11 protein-coding genes are annotated in these 11,181 nt (G+C 67.7%); all 11 read right to left on the reverse strand.

What is annotated here, in order from left to right:
• Window positions 1–2: 2 nt before the first annotated feature.
• The 11 genes from secG to ACQCSY_RS20995 all read right to left on the reverse strand — a co-directional run bounded on the left by secG (window position 3) and on the right by ACQCSY_RS20995 (window position 11,111).
• Window positions 3–260: a preprotein translocase subunit SecG gene (gene secG / locus ACQCSY_RS20945; RefSeq protein ID WP_427131837.1), complete on the reverse strand. Its 258-nt coding sequence runs from the start codon at window positions 258–260 to the stop codon at window positions 3–5.
• Window positions 261–309: 49 nt separating this feature from the next.
• Entirely contained in the window at window positions 310–1,125 is an 816-nt protein-coding gene (gene tpiA, locus ACQCSY_RS20950) for a triose-phosphate isomerase (RefSeq protein WP_427131839.1), read from the reverse strand.
• A 140-nt stretch (window positions 1,126–1,265) separates the two neighbouring features.
• Window positions 1,266–2,492 (reverse strand): phosphoglycerate kinase, encoded by a 1,227-nt coding sequence (locus ACQCSY_RS20955; protein WP_427131841.1) that lies wholly within the window; start codon window positions 2,490–2,492, stop codon window positions 1,266–1,268.
• Between the two features lie 10 nt (window positions 2,493–2,502).
• On the reverse strand, window positions 2,503–3,513 hold the full coding sequence (gene gap / locus ACQCSY_RS20960) for a type I glyceraldehyde-3-phosphate dehydrogenase (RefSeq protein ID WP_427131843.1): 1,011 nt from the start codon (window positions 3,511–3,513) through the stop codon (window positions 2,503–2,505).
• A 264-nt stretch (window positions 3,514–3,777) separates the two neighbouring features.
• Window positions 3,778–4,401, reverse strand: a complete 624-nt coding sequence (locus tag ACQCSY_RS20965; protein WP_427131845.1) for a superoxide dismutase — start codon at window positions 4,399–4,401, stop codon at window positions 3,778–3,780.
• A gap of 138 nt (window positions 4,402–4,539) precedes the next feature.
• Window positions 4,540–5,520: a DNA-binding protein WhiA gene (gene whiA / locus ACQCSY_RS20970; protein ID WP_018772999.1), complete on the reverse strand. Its 981-nt coding sequence runs from the start codon at window positions 5,518–5,520 to the stop codon at window positions 4,540–4,542.
• Window positions 5,521–5,530: 10 nt separating this feature from the next.
• Window positions 5,531–6,550, reverse strand: a complete 1,020-nt coding sequence (locus tag ACQCSY_RS20975) for a gluconeogenesis factor YvcK family protein (protein ID WP_427131848.1) — start codon at window positions 6,548–6,550, stop codon at window positions 5,531–5,533.
• A complete protein-coding gene (rapZ, locus tag ACQCSY_RS20980; protein ID WP_427131850.1) occupies window positions 6,550–7,473 on the reverse strand; it encodes an RNase adapter RapZ in 924 nt (307 codons plus the stop codon). Before rapZ ends, ACQCSY_RS20975 begins: the two co-directional genes overlap by 1 nt.
• A gap of 137 nt (window positions 7,474–7,610) precedes the next feature.
• Complete coding sequence (gene uvrC / locus ACQCSY_RS20985; RefSeq protein ID WP_427131852.1) at window positions 7,611–9,644, reverse strand: excinuclease ABC subunit UvrC; 2,034 nt, start codon at window positions 9,642–9,644, stop codon at window positions 7,611–7,613.
• A gap of 47 nt (window positions 9,645–9,691) precedes the next feature.
• Window positions 9,692–10,360, reverse strand: a complete 669-nt coding sequence (locus ACQCSY_RS20990; RefSeq protein ID WP_427131854.1) for a lysophospholipid acyltransferase family protein — start codon at window positions 10,358–10,360, stop codon at window positions 9,692–9,694.
• Window positions 10,347–11,111: an HAD hydrolase-like protein gene (locus ACQCSY_RS20995; RefSeq protein WP_427131856.1), complete on the reverse strand. Its 765-nt coding sequence runs from the start codon at window positions 11,109–11,111 to the stop codon at window positions 10,347–10,349. Before ACQCSY_RS20995 ends, ACQCSY_RS20990 begins: the two co-directional genes overlap by 14 nt.
• Between the last annotated feature and the right edge of the window lie 70 nt (window positions 11,112–11,181).

The following is an 11,181-nucleotide window of genomic DNA, read 5'->3' on the forward strand; positions in this document are numbered from 1 at the left end:
GCCTAGGAATCCGCTCCGGTGCTGAACCGCATGAGCAGGCCAAGTGCGATGATCACGACGGCCCAGGTGACGCCCAGGATGACCGTGAACCGGTTGAGGTTCCGCTCGGCAACGCCCGAGGAACTGAGGCCCGAACTCATGCCGCCGCCGAACATGTCGGACAAGCCCCCTCCACGTCCCTTATGGAGCAGGATGAGCAAAGTCAGCAGGAGGCTGGTGATGCCCAGGAGGACCTGCAGAATGACATGAAGAACGTCCACGACGGCCTTTCAGAAGAATTGGATTGCGGGGGCCAAGCCTGTGTCCGGACTAGTCCGTCAGCAGGTGACTCTCGAACCTCACAATATTAGCAAACTCGGCAGCATCCAGGCTGGCACCGCCGACCAGCAAGCCGTCGACGTCGCGCTCCTTCAGGATCGAGGCCGCGTTGTTCGCCTTGACCGAACCGCCATAGAGGAGGCGGGTCTTGGCTGCGACGTCGGCACCGAAGAGGGTGGACAGCTCGGCGCGGATGGCCGCGCACATTTCCTGGGCGTCCTCGGGACCGGCGACCTCGCCGGTTCCGATGGCCCAGACGGGCTCGTACGCGACGACGAGTTCGGCGGCCTGCTCGGCGGTGAGGCCTTCGACGCCGTCGCGCAGCTGCGCGAGGGTGTGGTCCACGTGCGTTCCGGCCTGGCGGATTTCGAGGCCTTCGCCGACACAGAGCACGGGCGTGATGCCGTGCCGGAAGGCGGCCTTGACCTTGGCGTTGAGCACTTCGTCGGACTCGTTGTGGATGGTGCGGCGTTCGCTGTGCCCGACCAGGGCGTAGGTGCAGCCGAGCTTGGCCAGAAACTGCCCGGAGATGTCGCCGGTGTAGGCGCCGGAGTCGAACTGGGAGAGGTCCTGGCCGCCGTAGACGACCTTCAGCTCATCGCCCTGGACGAGGGTCTGGACGCCGCGGAGATCCGTGAACGGGGGGAAGACTGCAACCTCCACCCGGCCGTAGTCGTGCTTGGCGTCGGACAGGGTCCACGCCAGCTTCTGCAGGAGGGTGATGCCCTGGACGTGGTCCATGTTCATCTTCCAGTTGCCTGCGATGAAGGGCGTGCGGTCGAATGTGCCGTTGGTTGACGTTGTCACGTGGTCTCCAAAAGGTGCCGGTCAGAAAAGCTGGTTCAGGAAAAGACAGGTTCAGGAAAAGACAGGGGAGGAACTGCCCGCCATGCAGACAGCCGGCAGGGCGCCCGCTTCTTAGTGCGGGGCGCCTGCCGGCTGCAGACTCAGCGGTCCAGTACGCTCAGGCCGGGGAGTTCCTTGCCTTCAAGGTACTCGAGGCTCGCGCCGCCGCCGGTGGAAATATGGCCGAACTGGTCATCGGCGAAGCCGAGGGTCCGGACCGCGGCGGCGGAGTCGCCGCCGCCGACGACAGTGAACGCTTCCGTCTCCGTGAGCGCCTGGGCGATTGCCCGGGTGCCGCCGGCGAAGGCCGCGAACTCGAAGACGCCCATGGGTCCGTTCCAGAACACCGTCTTGGCGCCCTTGATCCGGTCCGCGAAGGCTGCTGCCGATTCCGGTCCGATGTCAAGTCCGATGCCCTGCGCGCCGAAGCTGCTGGACTCGATGGCGTCGGCACGGACCGTCTCGTGGTCGGCGTCGGCGGCGAACTTGCCAGCCACCACGACGTCGGTGGGCACCACGAATTCGGTCCCGGCGTCAGCCGCGCGCTTGAGATAGGCCTGGACGACCGGGATCTGGTCTGCTTCCAGCAGGCTGCCGGCCACCTTGTGGCCCTCGGCCGCGAGGAAGGTGAACAGCATGCCGCCGCCCACCAGGATCGTGTCCGCCTTGCCGATCAGGTTGTCGATCACGGCAAGCTTGTCCGAGACCTTGGAGCCGCCGAGCACGACGGCGTAGGGGCGCTGGGTGTCGGTGGTGAGCTTGCGCAGCACCTCGACCTCCGTGCGCACGAGGTCGCCCTGGTAGGACGGCAGCCGGGTGGCGACGTCGTAGACGCTGGCGTGCTTGCGGTGCACGGCACCGAAGGCGTCATCGACAAAGGCGCCGTTGGCGCCTGTGAGCGCCACCAGCTCATCCGCGAACGCGCCGCGCTCGGCGTCGTCCTTGGAAGTCTCGCGGGCATCGAAGCGCACGTTTTCCAGGACCAGGACTTCGCCGTCCTGAAGAGCGGCGGAAAGCGCCTTGGCCGACTCGCCGACGGTGTCTTCCGCGAGGGAGACCTTGACGGGGGCAAGTTCGGCCAGCCGGGCGACGGCGGGCTTGAGCGAGTACTTGTCTTCGGGGGCGCCCTTGGGGCGGCCGAGGTGTGCTGTGACCAGCACGCGGGCACCGGCGTCCGTGAGCTTCGCCAGCACTGGCAGGGAGGCCTTGATGCGGCCGTCGTCAGTCACTGTAGAGCCGTCGAGCGGCACGTTCAGGTCACTTCTGACCAGAACGTACCGCCCGCGGACACCATCAGCGATCAGTTCGTTGAGGGTGTGGAATGTCATGTGTCTTACCCTAGCCCAGCTTGGCTGCGACAAGCTCCGTGAGGTCCACCAGGCGGTTGGAGTAGCCCCATTCGTTGTCATACCAGGCAACAACCTTGACCTGGTTGCCGATCACCTTGGTGAGGCCCGAATCGAAGATGGAGGAGGCCGGGTCGCCGACGATGTCCGAGGAGACGATCGGTTCGTCGGTGTAGGTCAGGAGCCCCTTGAGTTCCTCGGATTCCGACGCCGCCTTGAGGGCCGCGTTGACTTCGGCGACGGTGGTCTCGCGGGACACGGTGACGGTGAGGTCGGTGGCGGAGCCGGTGGGGACGGGCACGCGGATCGCGTAGCCGTCGAGCTTGCCCTTGAGCTCCGGGAGGACCAGGCCGATCGCCTTGGCCGCGCCGGTGGAGGTGGGGACCATGTTGATGGCGGCGGCGCGGGCGCGGCGGAGGTCCTGGTGCGGGCCGTCCTGCAGGTTCTGGTCGGCGGTGTAGGCGTGGATCGTGGTCATGAGGCCACGCTCGATGCCGAAGGAGTCGTTGATGGCCTTGGCCAGCGGGCCGAGGCAGTTGGTGGTGCAGGAGGCGTTGGAGATGATGTGGTGCGCGGCGGGGTCGTAGAGCTCGTGGTTGACACCCATCACGATCGTGATGTCCTCGTCGGAGGCGGGTGCGGAGATCAGGACCTTCTTGGCCCCGGCGTCGATGTGCTTCTGCGCGTCGGCCGCCTTGGTGAAGAAGCCCGTGGACTCGATGACGATGTCGACGCCGAGCTCGCCCCACGGGAGCTTGGCGGGGTCGCGCTCGGCGAGGACCTTGATGATCTGGCCGGCGACGACGATGTTGCCGTCCTTGACCTCGACGGTTTCCGTCAGGCGTCCGCCGACGGAGTCGTACTTGAGCAGGTGGGCCAGGGCCTCCGGGCTGGTGAGGTCGTTGACTGCGACGATTTCCAGGTCTGCACGCTGTGCCAGCGCTGCGCGGAAGTAGTTGCGGCCGATGCGGCCAAAGCCGTTGATGCCAATACGGGTGGTCACGTTTCAGTCTCCTTGGTGCTTGTGCAAGCACGACTAGTTGAGTCAGGCGTTCAAGCCAACTAACAGATCCCGCACGCCATTGGGCAGAGATGATTACCAGATCGGAGGGCGACCAGCCACATTGCTGAAGGCTAACCGCCTTCCGTGACCTATCTTACGTTTAACTGGGTCCGCCCCCGCAAGTGCGGGGGCGGACCGTCCACGATTCGGGCCGGACGGCGTGAATTGTGAGCTTTGTTACAGCCGGATGTGCACTACGTCACCCTAGAGGGTAATGAGGCCCGTGGCGTTTTTGCGGGCACCGTCGAAGCGCCTGGCGACGTCGGCCCAGTTGACGATGTTCCAGAACGCCTTGACGTAGTCGGCCTTGACGTTGACGTAGTCCAGGTAGAAGGCGTGCTCCCACATGTCCAGCATCAGCAGCGGGGTGGTGCCCAGTGCGACGTTGCCCTGCTGGTCGTAGAGCTGCTCGATCACCAGGTTGCCGCCGATCGGCTCGTAGGCCAGGAAGGCCCAGCCGGAGCCCTGCAGGGCGAGGGCTGCCGCACTGAACTGGGCGCGGAAGGCGTCGAAGGAGCCGAAGGCGTCGTCGATGGCAGCCGCAAGCTCACCCTCGGGCTTGTCGCCGCCGTCCGGGGAGAGGTTTTTCCAGAACACGGAGTGGTTGATGTGGCCGCCGGTGTGGAAGGCAAGGTCCTTGGAAAGCCGGTTGATGTTGGCGAAGTCGCCCTTCTCCCGGGCGTCGGCCAGCTGGGCCAGGGCGTTGTTGGCCCCAGCCACGTAGGCGGCGTGGTGCTTGCTGTGGTGCAGCTCCATGATCCTCGCGGAAATGTGGGGCTCCAGCGCTGCATAGTCGTAGTTCAGTTCGGGCAGTACGTACTCGGTCACAAAATCCTCCAATGTCGTGGACGGGATGTCCGGTTCGGTAACTCTCGGATTGTGCATCCGGATGGCTTGGCACCCGGAAGTTTCTGCGGCGGAATCCTGAGGGCGGAATCCACCGACTGGATTGATTGTAGGGGCCGGTCAGTCGTCCAGCATTTCCGGCGTCACATTCGCCTCCGTGCCCGGGATGCCGAGGTCCTGGGCCCGTTTGTCGGCCATGGCCAGGAGCCGGCGGATCCGGCCGGCGATGGCGTCCTTGGTCATCACCGGATCGGCGAGGCGGCCGAGCTCGTCCAGGCTCGCCTGCTTGTGCGCCACGCGCAGCTCGCCGGCGTACTTGAGGTGGTCCGGGACGTCATCGCCGAGGATCTCCAGGGCTCGGTCCACGCGGGCGCCGGCGGCGACGGCGGCCTGGGCGGAGCGGCGCAGGTTGGCGTCGTCGAAGTTCGCCAGGCGGTTGGCCGTGGCGCGTACTTCCTTGCGCATGCGGCGTTCCTCCCAGACCATGAGCGCGTCGTGGGCGCCCATCCGGGTCAGCAGCGCGGCGATGGTGTCGCCGTCGCGGATCACCACCCGGTCCACTCCCCTGACCTCGCGGGCCTTGGCCTGGATGCCGAGGCGGCGGGCGGCGCCGACCAGGGCGAGGGCAGATTCGGGGCCGGGGCAGGTGACTTCCATGGCGGACGAGCGCCCGGGCTCGGTGAGCGAACCGTGCACGAGGAATGCGCCGCGCCAGACGGCCTCGGCGTCGGCGGCGGATCCGTTGACCACCACCGAGGGCAGGCCCCGGACGGGACGCCCGCGGGCGTCCAGGAGCCCGGTCTGGCGGGCGAGGGCCTCGCCGTCGCGGACCACGCGCACCACGTAGCGGCTTCCGCGGCGCAGGCCGCCGCCGGAGACGACGATGATCTCGCTCTGGTGCCCGTAGACCTCGGCGATGGCGGCACGCAGCCGCCGCGCGGTCGAGGCGAGGTCGACTTCGGCCTCGATCACGATCCGGCCCGATATGATGTGCAGCCCGCCGGCGAAGCGGAGCATTGCCGATACTTCAGCCTTGCGGACCGAGGACTTCTTGATATCCAGACGGGAAAGTTCTTCCTTGACTGATGCTGTCAGTGCCATGGCACCTTTCCTAACTGTTCCCGAAAATATCGTGGTACGCCGTTGCCAGACGCAGCGGGTCGTGGATCGGACGGCGGCCAGACGCCCCCACTTTACCCAACACCACCTCGGCACCGAGCATCCCGGCCGCCTGCTCGAAATCGGGAAGGTCCTGCACCGACGCCGGATCCGCCAGGACGACGTCGATCGTGAAGTCCGGCGCGTACTCCCGCAGCACGCGCAGGTGGTCGGCGGCGGACATGCCCAGGGTTTCCTTGGTGTCCGTGGCGAGGTTCATGGTAAGGCAGCGCCTGGCCGCCGTGTTGCACAGGGCCTCACGCATCTCCGGCAGCAGCAGGTGCGGCAGTACGGAGGTGTACCAGGATCCCGGGCCCAGGATCACCCAGTCTGCCAGTTCGATCGCGGTGAGCGCCTCCATGCAGGCGGGCGCGTCCTCGGGCAGCAGCCGGACGTGCTCCAGCGAACCGGCCACGGCGCATTTGGCCTGGCCGGTGAGGGTCTGAAGCACGGAGGTGCCGTCCGGCGCCGTGACCCGGACCTGGCCCTCGATGGTCAGCGGGATGCTGGACATCGGCAGGACCTCGCCGCGGGCGCCCAGCAGGGCGCCGGCCCACTTGAGGCCCGCGACGGTGTCCCCCAGCAGCTCCCAGAGGGTCACGATCAGGAGGTTGCCCATGGCGTGCTCATCGAGGGATCCGCCGCGGCCCTTGCCGGGCTCGAAGCGGTATTGCATGACGTCGCGCCAGGTGCGGCCCCAGTCGGTGTCGTCGCACAACGCGGACAGCGCCATGCGAAGGTCCCCGGGTGGGAGGACGCCGTACTCCTCCCGGAGCCGGCCGGAAGAGCCGCCGTCGTCCGCGACGGTGACGATCGCGGTCAGCTCGGAGCTGAGCAGGCGCAGGGCGGACAGCGAGGCGGACAGGCCGTGCCCGCCGCCGAGCGCCACCACGGAGGGACCCTTGTCCTGCTGGCTGGCGAAGGCCGCACTGGTAAGCGGGACCAGGGGCAGCGGTCCGGTGAGCAGCGCCATTATTCGCGGCCCAGGTCCCGGTGGGTGGTGGTCACGGTGACGCGCGGGTACTGCGCCAGCCTCCGCGACAGCTCGACGGCCACCGCCACGGAGCGGTGCTTGCCGCCGGTGCAGCCCACGGCGATCGTGGCGTAGTGCTTGTTCTCGCGCCGGTACCCGTCCAGGACCGGCTCCAGGGCCAGCACATAGCGTTCCACGAAGTTGCTGACGCCCTGGGCCTCCAGGACGTAGTCGCTGACGTCCTTGTCGAGGCCGGTGTGCGGGCGGAGCTGCGGCACCCAGTGCGGGTTGGGGATGAAGCGCGCGTCCGCCACGAAGTTGGCGTCCACGGGGAGGCCGTACTTGAAGCCGAAGCTCATGACGTTGAGCCGCAGCGCCACCGGCCCGGTTTCGCTGAACAGTTCGGTGATGGCAGTGGCCAGGCCGTGCACGTTCAGGGCTGACGTGTCCAGGACGATGTCGGCGGTGTCCCGAAGCTCCTGGAGCAGTTCCCGTTCAGCCGCGATGCCGTCGAGGATCCGGCCGCCGCCCTGCAGCGGGTGGGGCCGGCGGCCCTGTTCGAAGCGGCGGACCAGCACGTCGTCATTGGCGTCGAGGAAGAGCACGCGGAAAGTGACGCCGCTGGCCTCGAGGGCGCGGAGGGCCGCGCGGATGTCCGCGAAGAGGTCCTTGCTGCGGACGTCCATCACGACGGCGAGCTTGGAGATCGAGCCGGGCGCGTGGGACACCAGTTCCGCGAGCGTACCGAGCATCTGCGGCGGGAGGTTTTCCACGACGTACCAGCCATGGTCCTCGAGGGCGTCCGAGGCGGTGCTCCGGCCGGCGCCGGACATCCCCGTCACCACGAGCAGTTCCGCCTCAACGGGTTTGACCGGCGTCATGCCGTCCGCTTCCGTCCCGGATCCTGCCGTCGACTCTGCCATCAGTGAAGCCCCATTCTGCTGTGTGGTGGCCGCGCGGATTTCACTGTTCAGTGCAGTCTGCTGTGCACTATGCTGCGCACGGAACCCGCGCGTGCCGTTTCCCAAGTCCTTACCCTAGCTAAGATTCCCGAAGCTAGCTAAGTTTCGAGGATTTCCCCGGTGGTCATGTTGACCGCGGGCACGGCTTCGGCGTCGTCCGTGCTGAAGTGCCGGACGATCGCCTCGGCCAGGGACGGCCCGATCCCCTTGGACGCCCGCAGCTCCTCGGCCGACGCCGCCTGGATGCTCTTGACCGACCCGAACTGTGCCAGGAGCGCCTTGCGCTTGGACTCGCCCAGTCCGGGCACGCCGTCGAGCGCGGACACGGTCATGGCCTTGCCGCGCTTCTGCCGGTGGAAGGTGATGGCGAAGCGGTGGGCCTCGTCGCGGATGCGCTGCAGCAGGTAGAGCCCGGCCGAGGCGCGCGGCAGGATCACCGGGAAGTCGCTGTCCGGCAGCCAGACTTCCTCGAGCCTCTTCGCGAGGCCCACCACGTAGACGTCTTCGATGCCCAGCCCGGCCAGGGCCCGGGCCGCCGCGTTGACCTGGGGCTTGCCGCCGTCGACCACCACCAGGTTCGGCGGGTAGGCGAACCTCGCGCGGGGCGCCGGCGTCGTCGTGTTCTCCAATGCGACGGCGACGGCGGCTTCCGCAGCCGCGCCGAGCGCCACCTGATGGCCGGCTTGGTTGCCGTGCCGGCGGGCGGCGTCCGCCTGGGCCGCCTGCGCTGCCTGGTCCTGAAGGTAGTGCCGGAAGCGGCGGGTCAGGACGTCGTGCATCGCGGCGGTGTCGTCCGTGGCGGCGTCGCCGGTGACGGAGAACTTCCGGTAGTCGGACTTCTTCGGCAGGCCGTCCTCGACGACCACCATGGAGCCGACCACGTTGGTGCCCTGGACGTGGGAGATGTCATAGCATTCGATCCGCAGCAGCGCGACGGGCAGGTCCAGCGCCTCCTGCAGTTCCTGGAGGGCCTGGGACCGCAGGGTCAGGTCTCCGGCGCGCCGGGTCTTGTGGAGTTTCAGCGCGTGCTCGGCGTTGTCCCGGACCGTGGAGAGCAGGGCTGCCTTGTCGCCGCGCTGGGGCACCCGGACATCCACCTTGGCGCCGCGCAGGCCGCTGAGCCATTGCGTGAGTTCGGCCGCATTGCTCGGCTCGGCCGGGACGAGGACCTCGCGTGGCAGCCTCCCCTGGCTGCCGGCTTCCTCGCCGTAGACCTGCTGGAGCAGGTGCTCCACGAGATCGGGCACGGTGGAGTCCTCGACCTTCTCCACAACCCAGCCGCGCTGGCCCCGGATCCGGCCGCCGCGGACGTGGAACACCTGCACCGCCGCCTCCAGCTCGTCCTCGTGCAGGGCGAAGACGTCGGCGTCGGTGTCCTCGGCCAGGACCACGGCGTTTCGTTCAAAGACCTTTTTCAGCGCGACGATGTCGTCCCGGAGGCGTGCAGCCCTCTCGTAGTCCAGTTCCGCGACGGCGGCGGCCATGTCCTTCTCCAGCCGCGAGACGAAGGGCTTGGCTTCGCCTCCCATGAAAGTGCAGAAGTCCTCGGCCAGGGCGCGGTGGTCCTCGGCCGAGATGCGGCCGACGCAGGGGGCCGAGCATTTGTCGATGTAGCCCAGCAGGCAGGGGCGGCCGCTGGCTTCGGCCCGCTTCAGCACCCCTGCGCTGCAGCTGCGGACCGGGAAGACGCGCAGCAGCGTGTCCAGGGTTTCGCGGATGGCCCCGGCCGTGTACGGGCCGAAATAGCGGGTGCCCTTCCGGCGCTCCCCCCGCATGACCTGGACGCGGGGGTACTTCTCGCCCATCGTGACGGCCAGGTACGGGTAGGTTTTGTCGTCCCGGAACATGACGTTGAACCGCGGCGCGAACTCCTTGATCCAGGTGTATTCAAGCTGGAGTGACTCCAGTTCGCTGCCGACGACGGTCCACTCCACGCTGCTCGCCGCGTGGACCATGGCGTGGGTTTTGGGCAGCAGCCCGGCGGGGTTGGCGAAGTAGGAGTTCAGCCGGGAACGGAGGTTCTTGGCCTTGCCGACGTAGATGACCCGGCCGTGCGGGTCGCGGAAGCGGTACACGCCCGGATTGCTTGGAATCTCGCCCGTCTGGGGTCGGTAACTCGCTGGATCTGCCACATATCCATTCTAATGAGCCAGCCGGCGTGTCCCTGACCGGGCCGGGGCTATTCGGCGCTCTTGCTCTGGTTGTAGCTCGTGGAGCGTTCCTGGCCGCTGAGTTCCGCGATCGCGTCCATGATGCGGTCGGTGACCTGGCGGCGTGCCGGCAGCGAGTGGTCCGGGCCGGTCTTCTCGAAGTACAGCGGTTCGCCCACCTTCATGGTGAAGTGCTGCGGCTTGACCGCCCTGCTGTCCGCGGGCTGCAGGTGTTCCGTGCCGATCAGGCCCACCGGAATGACCGGGGCGCCCGTGGTGAGGGCCAGCCAGCCAACCCCGGTGCGGCCGCGGTACAGGATGCCGTCGCGGGAACGCGTTCCTTCCGGGTAGATGCCGACGCCCTTGCCGCCGTCGAGGATGTCCAGCAGCGTCTTGAGCGCCTGGACGCTGGCCGCCTGCTCGCCGCGTTCCACCGGGATGGAGCCCACGGCCTCGAAGAAGGACTTCATGACCGTGCCCTTGACGCCTCCGGTGGTGAAATATTCCGCCTTCGCGAAGAACGCCACGGGGCGGGGCATCAGGGCCTGGACGATCACGCTGTCCAGGAAGGAGAGGTGGTTGGGTGCCACGATGAACGGGCCGTCCGTGGGCACGTTTTCGAGGCCGATCACCGTGGGCCGGCAGGTCGAGGAAATGAGCCCGCGGGTGGTCCAGCGGATTGCGTCAAACATTGCCATCGGTGTGCACCTCGTTCGGGGCGTCGGCGGTCGGATCGGAGGTCAACCGGGCTGCGGTGCGGACCGGGTCCAGCCCGCCAATGGTGTCATACAGGGCAGCGGTGCTGTGCACGATCGCGACGGCGCCGGCCGCACGCAGTTCGCCGTCGAGGGCAAAGCCCCAGCCGACGCCGATGCAGTCCAGGCCGTTGGCCGCGGCACCGGCGACGTCCTGGGCGCGGTCCCCCACCATCACGGCATGCCGGGTATCCGCCTCGGCCAGCGTCTCCAGATCCGCGAGGGCGGCGGCGACGATGCCGGCCTTGCCCGCCTGGCCGGTCGCGGGCGCTGCCTCATCGGCGGCCGAGCCGCGGATGAAGCGGAAGCAGGTGTCGATGCCGTGGTGTTCGAGCACGATGCGGGCCAGGCCCTCGGGCTTCTGCGTGGCGACGGCGATCGGCCGCCCGGCTTCCACATATGACTCCAGGAGGCTCCGGATGCCCGGGTAGAGCCGGCTCTGCGCGATCCCGGTGGACAGGTAGTGGGCCCGGTAGATCCGGATGGCCTCTTCCAGCTGTGCGGCCGGGACCCCGGCGATGTCCACCAGCGAGTGGCTGAGCTTGGGGCCGATCATCGCGTCCAGCCGGGCCTTGCCGGGGACGGCGAGTCCCAGTTCGGTGAGGGCCGTGGCAATTCCGTCCGATATTCCCTGTGCCGGATCGACAAGAGTGCCGTCGAGGTCAAAGATCACGGGCACGGTTGTATGGGTCACCGGCTTAGTTTCTCACGAGTCCGCTGATGCCAGAAACTCGCATACCCCACCGGGAATACATCCGGGAATA

Origin of the sequence: Pseudarthrobacter sp. S9 (assembly GCF_050156545.1) — a bacterium.
Lineage (GTDB): Bacteria > Actinomycetota > Actinomycetes > Actinomycetales > Micrococcaceae > Arthrobacter.

Bases quoted from the DNA above. Each gene is read 5' to 3' on its own strand.
- ACQCSY_RS20955 (WP_427131841.1), bottom strand. From the start codon at position 2,492: ATGACATTCCACACCCTCAACGAACTGATCGCTGATGGTGTCCGCGGG.
- ACQCSY_RS20975 (WP_427131848.1), bottom strand. From the start codon at position 6,550: ATGGCGCTGCTCACCGGACCGCTGCCCCTGGTCCCGCTTACCAGTGCG.
- whiA (WP_018772999.1), bottom strand. From the start codon at position 5,520: ATGGCACTGACAGCATCAGTCAAGGAAGAACTTTCCCGTCTGGATATC.
- ACQCSY_RS20990 (WP_427131854.1), bottom strand. From the start codon at position 10,360: ATGGCAATGTTTGACGCAATCCGCTGGACCACCCGCGGGCTCATTTCC.
- rapZ (WP_427131850.1), bottom strand. From the start codon at position 7,473: ATGGCAGAGTCGACGGCAGGATCCGGGACGGAAGCGGACGGCATGACG.